Source organism: Lactobacillus sp. X-49, from assembly GCF_057063645.1.
Map to the genome: position 1 here is coordinate 1 of NZ_JBXSQM010000021.1, position 15679 is coordinate 15679.

The window sequence follows — 15679 nt, forward strand, 5'->3', positions numbered from 1 at the left end:
AAGTTGGCAAACCGATTAACTATATTAAAATAGTGGTATCAACATTGCACTAGTATTTTGAATAGCGCAGTTAGTATAAATGTATATAGCCATAGGTTTGGCCTAACAAATTGAATTATAAAAATACAAAACAATAAATATATAATTCAAAAGTGGTCATAAATAGGAATTAACAGCTATTACTAAATGCGCTTAAGTTTATGATATATCAATTTGCAAGATCGTACAGAGTATATAAAAAAAAAAAAAAAAGTAATATAGAATTACCGTTATTTGAGAAAATAATAAACCTTAGAAAAGGCTGGAGTTAATTAAAGCTAAGTAGTTATTAGCATGGGGTTAGCAATTACTAAATAAGTAAACAACGATTAATAAAATAAAGCAAATAAGCGAAGAAAAAGTAAACATAAAATCTTAGATAACAATAGTTATTAATAACAGATTAAGATTTTGTTATGCTTAAAAGCAACAAAAAAAGCGTTCACTCATTTAAATGATTTAAACGCTTTGAAAATTGATTTTATTAATTTTAATGGCAATATTGGATTAAAAGAGTTTATAGTATCTCGTTAGAAAGCACCACCGCCGGAGCCACCACCAAAACCACCCGATGAACCGCCTGAAAAGCCTCCAGATGACCCAATTATTGATGATCTAGAGCTAGCTCCGGCACCCTTAACAAAGCTTGTTGAGAAGCTTTCTGCAAAACTGTTTTTACCAGAACTATAAAATGGACCATAAAGATAGAAATTACTTTGCGCCAACTCCTCTTTATTAAATTCTAAATTCATTTCTTTTAACACCTTTTTAGCTAAATCAAAACTAACGGCGTAAGGCATAATATCTTCCCAAAGAAGCAGATCCCCGACATTGCGCATTTTAAACTGTCCGATATCACTTAACATATGTTTAAAGCCACGTACTTGATTGGTTTTTTCAGCACCAAGCTTGGAATAAATTGAAATGCGCAAATTGGCAACTAATAGTCCGATACCTGTTCCAAATAAGAGAGCTATGATTACGAGTATAAGATTAATATTACTTATGTTAGAAGCAAAATATGCAGAACAGCTACTAATAATAGTTAGAACAATAATAACTGCTTGATTAACTTTTTTTCGATTTATCAGCTTTTTAGAAATTAAACCCTTTTTTTGAACTTGTCGATATCTTTGTTGCGCCCACTGATCAAAATATTTACCAATTTTGGTACCATGATATTTACGAATTTGCTCAGTAGTCACCGTTTTTCCGTCACCGACAATTTCAAACAATCCGCCTAACAACTTATCTTGCTTAGTTATCTGCTCATCTAAACAGCTAATGCGATAGCACGTTTTTCTGCCAGCTTGATAATCAGTAATTTCCAGCTTGTGTTTACTAGTTAACTGCATTAAATAGGCAGTAAAAGCCTTGACGTCAGGTTTACGAGCTTTGTCTAATATTTGTGCACTTACAGGATCAACATCTGGAATTTCATAATTATGTGGCAAGGAACGCATTTTTTTCGGCTTAACTCCTTGACGCTTAACGCAAAATCCTTTTAAAAGTGCTACTAATCCAGTAAAAATACTGATTAAAGTTAATCCCCAACTGGCGTAACGTTTATTACGTCGCTGGCGATTAGCTGCCTGTGCTAATTCTTTTTCTTGCTTAAGCACAGCTGAGCGATGTTTTTGGTGGATCACTTTTTTGTTATCAGGAGTAATGCTTAGTGGAAAAATCGTATGAACTTCAACACCAGTTTTGCCATCAAGGTTATCGACTGTCATCACAATTCGTCCAGTCTGTGGTGATACCTTAATATAGCCATTAAGAGGGCCATGTGCCCACGCTTTTAACTCTTTCACAGGTTTCGAAAAGATAACACTAGCTTTAACATGGTTTAAATTTGTATCCCAATTATTACCAATTATCATAAAGTTCAGTTCTGCCACATCTTCATAATTAGTAACGGCACGCGTAATCTTATAATGATAAGTTACAGTTATTTTTTCATTGTCACTAATTCGATGATAAACTTTAAAACGATATCCTTGAGCGGTTTTTTGTAAATCGAATAAATGATCAGCAAGATTAAGACCACGGTCATCGCGGACTTTTACTTGTGGCTCGACAATTTTTTGATCAGGTTTCAAGTTTTGTTGATAAAAAACACCGTAGGCCGCATCATCAAACCGATAGACTATCTTGCGTGTCATTGTGATTGACCCATCACGATTGACTGTAGCCACAGCAGTATTATTTTCAATGTCATAATTAATATCTGCTTTAACTTTTTGTCCGAGCGAACACCCTAAAACCAATACGCTTAAGAATGTCAACAGTAGTAATAATTTGCGTTTCATCGCTACTCCTTTCAGGGAATATTATTTTAATTATTATACATGCTTATTAATAAAATGAAATAAAATTATTGCTTTAATTTAGACTAGTTAAAGCAATAACTTCTTGTCAATTTAAAAATCGAGTGAAAAGTTAATTATCATAAAATTTATGTTGCAATTGCCCAAACTTTTCTCTATAATAGTTAATGTACTTGTGACAGATAACAAAAACGATGGTCTGGTAGCTCAGCTGGATAGAGCAACGGTCTTCTAAACCGTGGGTCGTGAGTTCGAATCTCACCCAGATCATTTTCAAATAGTTTTAAAAAGCCTTGAAGAACATGAATTAATGTTTTCAAGGCTTTTTCTAACAAAGATATTGCTGGTACTAACCAATCAAAAAAACTCCAACAAAGTCGGAGTTTTTTTGATTTATTGTTTAGTTTTATAGCACAAAAATGGCCGATAAACCCGATTTTCAAAGTCAAGTTTATCAGCCATTATCGATATTTTAAACTTCTTAGCCAACTAGCTTAAATAATAAAGAAGCTACTAATCCACCCACAATTGGACCAACAATTGGTACCCAACTATAAGCCCAGTCGGAACCACCTTTATTAGCAATTGGCATTAATTGGTGAGCTAATCTAGGGCCTAAGTCACGAGCAGGATTAATTGCGTATCCAGTAGGACCACCAAGAGATAAGCCAACTGCTGCAATTAACAAACCAACAATCACAGGATTAAATCCAGAATTAATATTTGTCTTAGTGAAAGCCAATAACCCAAACACAAAGACGAAAGTTCCCATCATTTCTGTAAAAAAATTCCAAAAATAGTTACGAATAGCAGGAATTGTACAAAATGAACCTAAAATGGCATCTTGGTCGGTAGTTGCTGCCCAATGTGGGAAATATGTTAGCCAAACTAATATTCCTCCTACAAAGCCGCCAGCTACTTGTGCAATAATATACGGAAGAACGGATGACCATGCAAGCTTACCGGAAACTGCCATTGAAATTGTTACAGCCGGATTAAAATGACCCGGGCTTAACCAACTAACCATATAAATTCCAAATGTAACGGCTAAACCCCAACCTAAAGCAACTGCTACCCAACCGGCACCATTAGCCTTAGATTTCCTTAAATTTACGGCGGCGCAAACACCGTCACCTAACAAAACAATAAAGGCAGTTCCAATAAACTCGCCTACAAGTTGCATCATTAAACTATCTTGCATAATATTCCCTTTTCTATTCAAATTCACTTAATTATAGATAAGCCGGTATTAAATAACAAACATTATGCTTGGGTTAGTCTTTGATTAAGAGTGGCTTTAATTGCTTTTCAATCTCATCTAACTGAACACCTGCCTGAATCAAGCTAGCTGCTGTGTAGGCTCCCTCAATCAAAGCAGCATCATAGAGGTGAACTTTCTTATTAGTCATCTCAACAGCCATTTCCAAATTCATCTTGGCACTACCTAAATCATAAAAAGCCAAAATTTCTTCCGCCTGGTTAGTCGAAAATGCTGTCAAGATTTTTTCCATACTTGTACCAACATTATCATCATTTGTTCCACCAGCAACAGTAATTGAAACATCAGCAGCTACTTGTTTGAGCAATTTTTTTAAGCCCGTTGCTACTTCTGGAACATGCGACACAAGAGTAATTCCTAAATTCATAAAATACCTTCAGTTTCTAGTAAGGCTGAGAACAAATAACCACTTGACTGCGAACCAGGATCAATATGTCCGATAGCACGCTCCCCCAAATAGGATGCGCGTCCCTTTTTAGCAACCATATCTTTTGTTGCAACAACAGCGTTATTAATTTTTTCCTGCGTTAATGAATGATTTTTAATTTCTGGAATAACAGCATCCCAAACATCGACCATTGTTTTATCACCAGGTTTTGCGCCACCTCGCTTTTCAATTCCCGCCAAAGCTGCGGTAAGCAATTCTGCCAAATCATTAGAACTGGTGCTTTTTTTAGCCATTTCCAAAAATGCTGTTCCATATAGTGGACCTGAAGCACCACCAACTGTTGAAATAAGAGCCATTGCAATCGTTTTTAATGCTTGTGTTAGGTCTTTTGGTTCATCTTTTAGTTTATCTATGACTGCTTTCATCCCCCGATCCATATTAAAGCCGTGGTCGCCATCGCCGATTGGAGTATCCAAATCACTTAATAACTGTTTGTTTATTGCAATCTTTTTGGCGAAATCGTTCATCCAATTTGTTAAATTTGTCACTGTTAATGTCATTCTGTTTCTCCTCACTACCATCCAATAGTCGCAACTGGTTCGTTAAGATAATCTAGCCATTTTTTATTTTGCAATTCAAACATGGTTAATGAGACACCTGCCATATCGATTGAAGTCATATAATTGCCCACTTTCATAAATGCAGGTTCAATCTTCATTTCCGTAAGCTTATTTAATAAATCGTTACTGAAAATATATTGTTCCATTAATGGCGTTGCTCCCATACCGTTTATTAAAACTGCATATTTTTTATTACCATCAAAATTCATTTCTTGATCAAGTTTAGTTACCATCTCTTCAACTAAATTCTGCGAAGATTTTATTTTTTCTCGACGATAACCGGGTTCAGAGTGAATTCCGACACCATATTCAATTTCATCATCCTTTAAGACGAATCCCGGCTTTCCAGTTTCCGGATTAGTAGCTGCTGACAAGGCCACGGCAATCGTTTTAATGTTCGGCAAAATTTGCTCAGCCAGTTCAGCAATCTCATCTAATGAAGCCCCTGATTGAGCCGCTGCACCCAAAATTTTATGAACGAAAATTGTCCCTGCAACTCCTCTACGACCTTGAGTATAAGTGCTATTTTCAACGGCAATATCATCATCCACTACAATTGACTTGACTTCAATGTCATCCATTGCCGCCATGTCCTTTGCCATATCAAAATTCATCACATCACCAGAGTAATTTTTAATGACTAGAAAAACACCTTTTCCGTGATTCGCTACTTTAATTGCTTGATAAATTTGATCGGGAGTTGGAGAAGTAAAAACTTGACCACAAACCGCAGCGGTAAGCATACCCTTACCTACAAAACCTGCATGAGCCGGTTCGTGACCAGAACCACCCCCACTGACAATTCCAACTTTGTCTGCCATTGAGTCCTGATCTGCTCTAACTACTGCTTCAGTACCTGAAATTTGTTTGACAAATTGTGGATATGAACGCACGAGTCCAGACACCATTTCTGAAACCACATTTGCTGGGTCATTGATAATTTTTTTCATTAGTTATGCTTCCTTTTTATTGATTTTAGTCTTTCATAACATTCAACTGATTATAACATTTAAGGTAAACGGTTGCACAAAATGCAGTTTAATCATTAATTATTTTTACGCCACCTATATTGCAATATAAACCTCAAACTAATTACTGTAACACTATAAATATTTAACTTATTTATAATGTTTTGCTTGCTTTTAGGTGAAAGCTCTAGTATGATATTGATTAAATATTTATGAGAGGTATGATTATGATGCAGAAAATTCAAATCCATCTACCACAAATTAATATTTATTTTTGGTATTTCGCCCTTTGGGTCTGAATACCTTGTTTGTCATTGCCTTGGCACACAGATCAAATTTATTTAGGTAACTGTGTGTTTAGACTTAAGTACTTTTTCCTTAAGAATGCTCATGCGGTTGCCATTGATCGTGTGAGTTTTTATTTTTGGGAGAAATTAAATGAAGACATTAAAAAAAATCACCCTGGATACCCTGAATGGTTTATCAACTGGGATTGTGGTCGCATTAATTCCGGGAGCCTTAATTGGTCAGCTTATTAAAGCTCTCTTACCGTTCTGGCCTAATTTAAGTTTTATTTTGGCACTCACAGCGTTTGCCTCAGCCTTATTGCCAGCTATTAGTGCCGTTTGTGTCGGTATGACTGGTAAGTTAACTCCGATTCAGACTTCATCTATTGCATTGGCTGCAGTCGCTGGAGCTGGGAATTTTACAATGAAAGACGGTAAAATTCTAGTAATGGGCAACGGTGATGTGATTAATACCGCCATCACAATTATGATTGCTTATGCATTAGTTTTGTTTTTGGGTCAAAAACTTAAGGCCTATACCATTTTGTTAGTTCCCCTATTGGTTTTATTAATTGCAGGAGGAATTGGCTGTTTGACTCTTGGACCAGTTGGACAAATTACCCGATTAATTGGTTTAGGAGTTGAACATTTAATTAATTTACAACCAATTTTAATGGGGATTTTAATAGGAATAGTATTTGCATTGTTAATTGTTTCGCCAATTTCTTCAGTTGGGATTGCAACGGCAATTAACATTTCCGGAATTGCCGCAGGTTCTGCTAATCTTGGAATTACGGCTGCAGCTTTTGCATTAGCAATTTTTGGTTGGAAAGCCAATTCATTTGGAACCTCAATTGCCCACTTTTTAGGTTCACCCAAGATGCAGATGGCAAATTTAATTACCAATCCCAAATTACTAATACCAATTAGTATTAACGCTGGAATATTGGGTGGTATTGGTGCTGTTTTTAATATTAGTGGGACGCCAATGAGTGCAGGATTCGGTTTTTCAGGATTGATTGGACCAATTGCCGCTATGTCAAAAAGACCTAATAATTTTGGTTCAATTATTCTAATTACTATTCTCTTTTTTATATTGCCAATCGCACTCGGATTAATTACCAACTATCTTTGTAATAATAAATTGCACTTCTTTAGTAGCCAAGATTTCAAACTTGATTTTAAATAGTATTGAAATATTAAAAAGCAACTTTACTTACTATGTAAGAGAGTGGTTGCTTTTTAGTTATAATAGCATTCTTGATTATAGTTAGCACTGTCTCTGATATAATCAAATGAAGCTAATACAAAAAGAGGTATAAAAATGATTAAGTTTTATGGTTACAAGCGTTGTTCAACATCGCGTAGTGCACAAAAATGGTTAACTGACCATCATGTCAAAATCGACTTTCAAGACTTGGTTGAACAGCCACCAACCAAAAATGAGCTGATTAAATGGCTAACTAAGTACCAAGATCGCGGTTTAAAGTATTTCTTCAATACACACGGTCAAGATTATCGGCGACTGCAACTCAAAGATAAAGTTAGTGAGATGTCGATTTCGGAAGCCGCCGAGATGATGTCCAAAAATGGCAAATTAATTAAACGTCCGCTTGTAGTTAGCAAGCAGAATTTAACATGTGGATTTAATGAAGATCTTTATCAAAAGACTTGGCTAAATGAGCAGGCATGATTGCCTGCTTTTATTTTGAAATGCTTCTTTCATAACTTAATTAGAACATGTAAAATAGATAAATAAAAAGGAGAATTATATGAAATATAATCAATACGCTTATGTTGAAACTGACTATGAAACTCAAATTAAAGAACTTCTTAAAATCAAATTCTTGCCAGCAAATTTTGAACAACTAACTTTCAGTGAACTACTGACTAAGATGGTTGAAAATGTTTTAGCTGAGGTTAATCCACATGATGAAGATGCTCGAAAAGCTAAATTAACTGAATTTGCCGTATCGAGCAACCACACCTTGACAGATTTTCTAACTAATAAACCAGAAAAAATTTCAGTTGAGCAATTTTACAATGTTGCTTTACAACTATTGGGTTATCACGTTCAGTATGATTACGATTTAGATAATCCCTTAAAATTTATGCAAAAAAATGCCCTGCCAATCGTAAACCAGATAGAAAATTGTTCTGAATTAATTGAAGCCTTTTATCGCCTTTTGAACACTCGCGCCAAAAATGGTCAGCTCCTGATTGATGTCATGGCTGGAAAGGGATATTTTTATGACCGCCGAAATGAATTACCCAAAAACGAATTTGTTTTATTCAATGGCAAAAGTCAACCAGTATTTGATACCAGCAAAGTCATCCGGGAAGTAGTCTACGTTGAATGTGACCTTGACACAGATGGTGATGGGCAAACTGACTTATTGCAAACCACTATTTTTAGACCTATTGAAAGTACTAAATTACCTATCCCTGCACTTTATACTGCCGATCCTTATTTTGGCGGTGTAATTGCTAATGAAAAGCGTAATCACAATGTTGATGAAAACTTGACTGATGCGACTAGCTGGCATAATCCACAATATGAACCAGCCATGCGGCTTAAAGCGTCAAAGCCATCTGGTAATAGTGTAGAAGTAGCAGCTTCCTCCGAACGAGCATTAAATAAAGCACCATACACTTTAAATGAATATATGCTAGCTCGCGGCTTTGCCAGTGTCGTAGCCGGAGCGATTGGCACTCGTGGCAGCGACGGCTTACGCATTACAGGAGCTCCTGAAGAAACTGAAAGTGCCAAAGCAATTATCGAATGGTTGCATGGCGATCGGATTGCTTATACTGACCGCACTAGAAAGCACGAAACTAAGGCCGATTGGTGTAATGGCAATATTGGAATGACAGGAAGATCATATCTAGGGACTTTACAAATTGCACTTGCTACAACAGGTGTAACTGGGTTAAAAACTGTCGTTTCTGAAGCTGCCATTTCTTCTTGGTATGACTATTATCGCGAACATGGCTTAGTTATTGCTCCTGAGGCTTGTCAAGGAGAAGATTTAGATATGCTAGCCGAGACCTGTCAGTCTAATCTCTGGGATGCCGGTGCCTATCTCAAAATTAAACCAAAATATGACGCAATGCAGAAAAAACTTTTAGAAAAAGCCGATCGTGCAACTGGACAATATTCAACCTTCTGGGATGCCCGCAATTACCGTCATCATACTGATCAAATTAAATGTTCATGGATTAGTGTGCACGGCTTAAATGACTGGAACGTTAAGCCCAAAAATGTTTATAAAATCTGGCAAAAAGTCAAAAATTTACCAATTGAACACCACCTTTTTTTACATCAAGGACCACACTACAATATGAATAACTTGGTTTCAATTGATTTTACCGACTTGATGAATTTATGGTTTGTTCATGAATTGCTAGGTATTGAAAATCATGCGTATGCACAATGGCCACAGGTAATGATTCAGGACAACTTAGAAGCTGACAAGTGGCACGAAGAACAAGACTGGAGCAATGATTGCGGTCATGAAATAATTTATTATCCAACCGACGATGGTCAACTGCAAAAAGATGGCAATGGTCAAAAACAACTTACTTTTACCGATGTCGGAGGGCAAGAATTTAAAAAGGCTAAAATCTCTGAAAGTGATTGGCAAAACCAATTTATTAGTGGCGACAAAAAGTGGTCTAAACCAAGTCTTCGTTTTACAACCGAAGAGTTTATTCACCCGGTAACCATAGTTGGGCGACCAACAATAAAAGTGCGAGTTTCATCTAGTCTTAATAAAGGACAATTATCAGTTGCCCTTGTAGAATTGGGCGACCGCAAACGATTATCTCCTACTCCCCGCTTTATTATGCCTAAAGGGCAAGAATTAGGCTATCGTTTTGGAACCGATACCTTGCAAGAATTTATGCCCGATAAAGTAACACCAGCTAAATTAATCACTAAGGGCCACATGAACTTGCAAAATTATGCTGATTTGAAAAAGCCAAGTGCAATTGAACCTAATCAGTTTTATGACTTAGAATTTCAATTGCAACCAACTTACTACAAATTACCAGTTCAAAGTCGCTTATGTCTAATAATTTATTCAACTGATCAAGGAATGACCAAACGACCACTTGATGACACAACTTACACAGTCGATTTAAGGCAAACCGAAATTCGGTTTAATCAACAATAAATATAAGATAAGACTAGACAAAGTTAGTTTTTTAATAACCATTAGTTCAGAAGAGCTAATGGTTATTTTTGATATCCTACATGCTTTTGTCAAACTCTCAAGTAAATTATTTTAAATTTTTTCTTTAAATCCCAATGGTATTTGATATATAATATTGGAGATGATAAATTATATCTAAATATTGCTTGATAGATATTAGGAGAGAAAAATGAATGATACAATTAATGATTATATTTCTGAATTAGAACATTATTTGTCAGATATCCCAGCGAAAGAACGTCAAGACGTTGTCGAATTTTACCGAGAGTTTTTACTAGATGGCGATTTCGTGAGAAGATCTACGATAGAAAGTGAACTAGGAACTCCGAAACAATTAGCTCGCAAAATATTAGCTGATTATTCCATTTCAGATATCCCAAAAGATAGTCAACATGAAACAAATTCAAATTTAAAAAGAATATGGTATATTCTTATGGGATTATTTGCTGCTCCAATTGGCATACCACTATTGTTTGTACTTTTCATAATCTGTGCCGTTTGCTTCGCATTTTTGATGGTCTTTTTAGCTATAGTCATTGCTTTTATTGTTGTCTTTGGTACCATATTGATTAAGTCTATCGCTCTATTATTTACAAGCAATTGGGCAATCGGCTGCTTCCATCTTGGACGTATCATAATTTGTGTTGGTATTGTATTTATCTTATCTCCTTTAATAGCAAAATTTATTAATATGCTAATTACAAAACTAACTATATTTATGCGTTACTTAGGTAAAAAGCTTTTTACCAAACGTTATTACACTATTAAATCTAGTGATTAAAATAATTTTATTCGTTTTCTAAACTTAAAAGGCTATACTTAAATTTGACATTTAAGTATAGCCTTTTAATGATTATAATTTTTATAAATTAAGCGATATTTATGTCTCCATCTCAGCAAACAACTTTAAGCTTGGGCAAGCTGGGATCGATATGTGTGTAATGAAGTGACTTAGTTTTTCCCTTATAAGAAATCTTACTATCTGAATTAACATAAAAGTCAGAAGAAATTTCTTGTAAGCTAGTCATATTAAAATCACCAGCTTGCATTTTAAAATAACTATCTCCTGTAATTTCAGAATCAGATATTTTGGCATCTCCATCTAGTAAAGAAGCATTTATTTTAAATTTGCTATTTAAAATTTTTAAATCCCCCGAATCCAAAAAGAGTTGAGCATTTTTAGTATTTATTTCTTTTAGAACTAAATCACCTGTATCTTGCTTTAAATCTATTTGGGGAATATTTAAGTCATTCAATAAAATATCGCCATCTGAACTTGACCCCGAAACCTCCTTTACAGAATTTATTTGAGGAACAGTAATCACAACATCACAGTCATCATAGGATGGATCATTTTGATCCATTATAAATAATTCTTTATTTTTTACCTTAGCTTTAATATTTTTAATATTTGAACCACTTATCTTTACTTGATATTTTTTACCTAAAGTAACTCTGACATCTGACTGAAAAGCAGAAAATTTAACTTTGGTAAAACTAGCTGTATTAATCGTTTTATAGTGATATCTATCTTCTTTTTTATGATGAGATACATTATTAATGCCAGTAAAAAAGCCAGAATGAACGCCACTAATACTTTTATTGCCATGATTTATCCTACCAATAACTAGTAAAATTAATCCTATAAATATTACCACTCCACAAATCTTATAGAATTTTTTCATAAAATCTCCTTTTTACGAACTTAAAATCACTTTTATCGATATTATATTATATATAGTATTGTATCTTAGGAAAAACACTTTAGCAATAAGCAATTTTTACTTAATGCAATATCAGGGTATTAATATTTTCGATAATACTATTGATTGGCACCATATTTAAATTCAAGCAGATTTATACCTAGTTTTATAATCATTTTAATTATTACTATGCTAATTGGTTTATTCTACCTTTTTAAGGAACACCCAGTAAAAAAACACAATTTGAAAAGTTAAAATAGCACATTTTTAATAATTACTATTGTATGGTAAGATAAATTAATCAAAATGACTTAAATAAGATATTGAAAGGAATATAGAGCCATGATCAAGTTTAAGTTAACTTATAAAGAATCATATTTACTATGTGGTATATTACAATTTTTGGTAGGAATTTTTTTTACTTATAAAAAGAATGCCAGCTTTTTAATAATATTTATATTGTTAGGTATATTTTTAACATTGTTACCTTACTTAGAAAATATTCTAAATACTAAATCTTATTCACAAAGTAATGAGAAAAATAAAAAGACAGACCAGTTTATGGGAATAGGCTCTATTTGTGTGGGGATTTTATCATTTTTATTGGTTCCCTCAGATTCAATTTTTATATTTTTTATAGACACGGGACTAATAAGCTTAATCTTATCATTGAGAGACTGATGTTTAATTAGATTAATCAATCGACAACTCTTTATCTTAATTCAATACTTTTGCCAAATTTTTCATTGGACAAGATTATTAAATCTAATTTAGAACTAAAAATGTCTACAGAATAATTTTCTCTGTAGACATTTTTATTAATATAATTATTTTACAGTTAAGGCATTGTTGCCGCCCTTGTAGGCAAATTCACTCTTTACACTACTTGCCTTTACCCAAGAAATTGGTCCTAAGTCATACTTATTCCGACCACCGCCGCCTTTATAAAAACGTTTAGCTTGATAAAGCGGATCATGAACTAAAAATTGATCACTCTTTTTACTGTAGCCGAAAATAACTTTAGCATGATTTCTTGCACCCGTATCATTATATGAAGAATAACCATAATAAAGAACCGGATGATTTGCCAAGACTAGTTTTTTCAAGTTATTCATTGAAATTCCCGATACGTCTTTAATCTTTTTGTCCCCCAATTGATGAGCATAGTTCATTAAACAATATGAAAGGATAACTCTAGTAAAACCTTTACCAGTATAAGGATCTCCATCTTGGCCACCAGTTGCCCTATTTCGTGGCAAATTGTTTTGCATGTAAGTTAATTTGGCCGTATCAGTTGCGCCAGAAACCTTGTTCCAGGTACCATCATACTTCATTAACATTGATAGTGCACTAGAAGCACACCCCCATGGAGCAAATACTGGGAAATATTGGCTTGTGTAGTATTGCTGAGACTTGGGACTATTCTTAAGAACGTTATAGCGGGTATGTTTCAAATCATATTTAATTACATTTTTTGAATTAACCCATTGCTTCTTACCAACATAATAATAAGTTGAATTTCCATTCTTAACCATAGTATAAGTTTTTAAAGTAGTGCCATTTTTAATTACTTTACCATTACGTTTAAATTGGTTCGTATTATTTCTTGTATAAAGATGAATAGACTTATTTGGTAAATATGAAACAACCAGATAACTATTCTTCGTCAGTGGAGTTTGGTTAAGATTAGTCTCGTTTGACTTATTAGCAGTAGTTGTTGTTTTATCTAAATTGGTTCCCTTACTGTTTGGTGAGAGAGCTGAAGTGTTATGATAATTTACATTATCAGCATGAACATTAGCTACTTGAATGGTAGTAAACATTCCTATTGCCAATAGCCCTAATATTGATTTTTTCCAAAATTTGTTCATTTATTCTTCTCCCTTTCAACAATTCATATACCAGTATAACAATTATTTCATAAAAAATCATAATACTATTTAAAAAAGTTAACTTGACTGTGTCAGGTTTTGCCTTTCAAGCCATAACATTATCGTAAATTTTATAAGGAAGATAACAATTGTCAGAAAGCTATATAACCAATAATTAAAACTTGCTGTTAAATTTTATTGAAGTATAATATTTTATATAGTAAAAAATCATTTAATTTACAGAATAGTTGGTATTAAAAATGAAAATAAATTTACAAAAAGTTACAAAAGTTGCTTTAACATCACTATTTTTATGTACTCCCGCTTTAGTAACTTCTCCAGCGATTAGTGTTTCTGCTACTACATCTTCGCATAAATCAAACTGGCATACCGAAAAAAGATGGTCCAAAAAGCTAGCTAATGCTGGATATGTATTTAAATTACCGAATGCGCAAAAGGGAGCATTATATAAAAATAATGGAACACCTTATAGCAAAAATACACTGGAAAAAATAATCAACCAGAATACACTTTTCAAAGTCAAAAATGTTAATGTAATTCATAATGGTGTATCTGTCAATCTTGTATCAAAAGATGGTAAATATAAAGGCTATACTACATATGTGAATGCTATTTACAATAAAAATTTGCTTAATGAAGATCTGCAACCACTAATCAAGGCAGAATTAAGTGTAATGCACGCAAAAGATAACGGAAAACCAACAGAAAAGTTATTAAGTCGAGCAGAGACTTTAGCTGCTGGATTAACTGGTCAAAACAGAAAAATTGCGTTAACGTCAATTAAGCAATTAAAGCAATTCATTAAGCGGGGAACAATGGCTGAAACACCAGTGCTATTAATTGGAAAGTATCCAGGTGATTTATTAAACGAATAATAATTATAGTAAAGTAGTCATAAATTAAAAGTGATGAAACTAAAATAATAAAACCTCGAAATTGCTTTAATTTCGAGGTTTTATTATTGAAATCTTTCAACTTTGAAAGATTTATAGTATTAATTAACAGGTTTAAGTTTAAAGTAATTATTTTATTGATATTAAATAGCCATTAGTTGTCCATATTGGACTTACTAAATTTACAATATCCCTATTTAATTCTTGATAAAGAAATGAATTCTCTGCTTAAACTGTTCAATTAAGTGATTTTTGCCATCTTGATGTGTGTTAACCCGTTATATACTGATTCAAACCTATTTCACCTATTGATTTCCAAGCTAATATTTCTTTTATTTTTTATTTTTGTTACAATACAACAAGTAAATATAAATTGTAATCGTTTTCCTAAGAGGGATGTGATATACATAAATTACTATCAAGTATTCAATGATATGATTACACTATATGGAAGGCAATATTGGTGGCCTTCGGATAGTGATTGGGAAACCTTAGTTGGAGCAATTTTAGTACAAAATACTAATTGGAAAAATGCAGAAAAATCACTTGCCAATTTGAGAGAAAAAACCGGTTTTAAACCTGATATATTGCTTAATGTTAATTTAGAAGTGTTAAAAAAATTAATCAAACCAAGTGGATTTTACAATGCTAAAGCAAAAACTATAAAAAATTCTTTGCTTTTTTTTGAATCGTTTGGATTTGATATTAACAAAATGAAAAAAACGTTATCTCCAAAAACCTTAAAAACAAATCTAATGAATATAAAAGGTATTGGGAATGAAACCTCTGACGTTATATTGCTATATATTTTTGATCAGCCAATATTTATTATCGACAAGTATGCTAGGAGAATGATTTCTAGATTAGAAGGTAGAGATGTAAGCAAATTTAAATACCAAGTATTAAAGGAATACATGGAAAGCAATTTACAAAGATTAACATAGGTAAATTGTAAAATGAAGTTGAACACTTGCCCTAATTAAAAAATGAAAAAAGTCCATTGGACTTCTTTGATAGAATGTAATTACCCAATCAATTCTAGAAAGAAGTTACCAATGAACTCGCTTAA

The 15679-nt window shown here is 33.4% G+C and carries 13 protein-coding genes and 1 tRNA gene; 7 read left to right on the plus strand and 7 right to left on the minus strand.

The window, feature by feature from the left end; genetic code table 11:
* Window positions 1-569: 569 nt before the first annotated feature.
* Window positions 570-2348 (minus strand): DUF2207 family protein, encoded by a 1779-nt coding sequence (locus ACYIAQ_RS08505; RefSeq protein WP_483563400.1) that lies wholly within the window; start codon window positions 2346-2348, stop codon window positions 570-572.
* 214 nt (window positions 2349-2562) lie between these two features.
* Here ACYIAQ_RS08505 and ACYIAQ_RS08510 point away from each other — a divergent pair.
* Window positions 2563-2636, plus strand: a tRNA-Arg gene (locus ACYIAQ_RS08510).
* Window positions 2637-2847: 211 nt separating this feature from the next.
* On the opposite strand, the gene ACYIAQ_RS08515 is transcribed toward ACYIAQ_RS08510, so the two are convergent.
* The 4 genes from ACYIAQ_RS08515 to dhaK all read right to left on the minus strand — a co-directional run bounded on the left by ACYIAQ_RS08515 (window position 2848) and on the right by dhaK (window position 5603).
* A complete protein-coding gene (locus ACYIAQ_RS08515) occupies window positions 2848-3567 on the minus strand; it encodes an MIP/aquaporin family protein (RefSeq protein ID WP_483563401.1) in 720 nt (239 codons plus the stop codon).
* A 73-nt stretch (window positions 3568-3640) separates the two neighbouring features.
* On the minus strand, window positions 3641-4012 hold the full coding sequence (gene dhaM / locus ACYIAQ_RS08520; protein ID WP_483563402.1) for a dihydroxyacetone kinase phosphoryl donor subunit DhaM: 372 nt from the start codon (window positions 4010-4012) through the stop codon (window positions 3641-3643).
* Window positions 4009-4593 carry a dihydroxyacetone kinase subunit DhaL gene (gene dhaL / locus ACYIAQ_RS08525; RefSeq protein WP_122018458.1) on the minus strand — a complete coding sequence of 195 codons (585 nt, stop codon included), beginning with the start codon at window positions 4591-4593 and terminating at the stop codon, window positions 4009-4011. Before dhaL ends, dhaM begins: the two co-directional genes overlap by 4 nt.
* Window positions 4594-4607: 14 nt before the next feature.
* Window positions 4608-5603 carry a dihydroxyacetone kinase subunit DhaK gene (dhaK, locus tag ACYIAQ_RS08530; protein ID WP_122023106.1) on the minus strand — a complete coding sequence of 332 codons (996 nt, stop codon included), beginning with the start codon at window positions 5601-5603 and terminating at the stop codon, window positions 4608-4610.
* 456 nt (window positions 5604-6059) lie between these two features.
* On the opposite strand from dhaK, the gene ACYIAQ_RS08535 reads away from it, so the two are divergent.
* The 4 genes from ACYIAQ_RS08535 (at window position 6060) to ACYIAQ_RS08550 (ending at window position 10903) form a co-directional block, all read left to right on the plus strand.
* Complete coding sequence (locus ACYIAQ_RS08535) at window positions 6060-7097, plus strand: PTS sugar transporter subunit IIC (RefSeq protein ID WP_483563403.1); 1038 nt, start codon at window positions 6060-6062, stop codon at window positions 7095-7097.
* 135 nt (window positions 7098-7232) lie between these two features.
* Entirely contained in the window at window positions 7233-7601 is a 369-nt protein-coding gene (locus ACYIAQ_RS08540; RefSeq protein WP_483563404.1) for an arsenate reductase family protein, read from the plus strand.
* Window positions 7602-7680: 79 nt separating this feature from the next.
* Entirely contained in the window at window positions 7681-10083 is a 2403-nt protein-coding gene (locus ACYIAQ_RS08545) for a Xaa-Pro dipeptidyl-peptidase (protein ID WP_483563405.1), read from the plus strand.
* A gap of 208 nt (window positions 10084-10291) precedes the next feature.
* Entirely contained in the window at window positions 10292-10903 is a 612-nt protein-coding gene (locus tag ACYIAQ_RS08550; protein ID WP_483563406.1) for a DUF1700 domain-containing protein, read from the plus strand.
* Window positions 10904-11015: 112 nt separating this feature from the next.
* On the opposite strand, the gene ACYIAQ_RS08555 is transcribed toward ACYIAQ_RS08550, so the two are convergent.
* A complete protein-coding gene (locus ACYIAQ_RS08555; RefSeq protein ID WP_483563407.1) occupies window positions 11016-11807 on the minus strand; it encodes a DUF4097 family beta strand repeat-containing protein in 792 nt (263 codons plus the stop codon).
* 845 nt (window positions 11808-12652) lie between these two features.
* A complete protein-coding gene (locus ACYIAQ_RS08560) occupies window positions 12653-13696 on the minus strand; it encodes a C39 family peptidase (RefSeq protein ID WP_483563408.1) in 1044 nt (347 codons plus the stop codon).
* Window positions 13697-13956: 260 nt separating this feature from the next.
* Here ACYIAQ_RS08560 and ACYIAQ_RS08565 point away from each other — a divergent pair, with 260 nt between their 5' ends.
* Together ACYIAQ_RS08565 and ACYIAQ_RS08570 are read left to right on the plus strand one after the other, a co-directional pair.
* Window positions 13957-14592 carry a hypothetical protein gene (locus ACYIAQ_RS08565; protein WP_483563410.1) on the plus strand — a complete coding sequence of 212 codons (636 nt, stop codon included), beginning with the start codon at window positions 13957-13959 and terminating at the stop codon, window positions 14590-14592.
* 452 nt (window positions 14593-15044) lie between these two features.
* On the plus strand, window positions 15045-15554 hold the full coding sequence (locus ACYIAQ_RS08570) for an endonuclease III domain-containing protein (RefSeq protein WP_483563411.1): 510 nt from the start codon (window positions 15045-15047) through the stop codon (window positions 15552-15554).
* Window positions 15555-15679 lie beyond the last annotated feature (125 nt).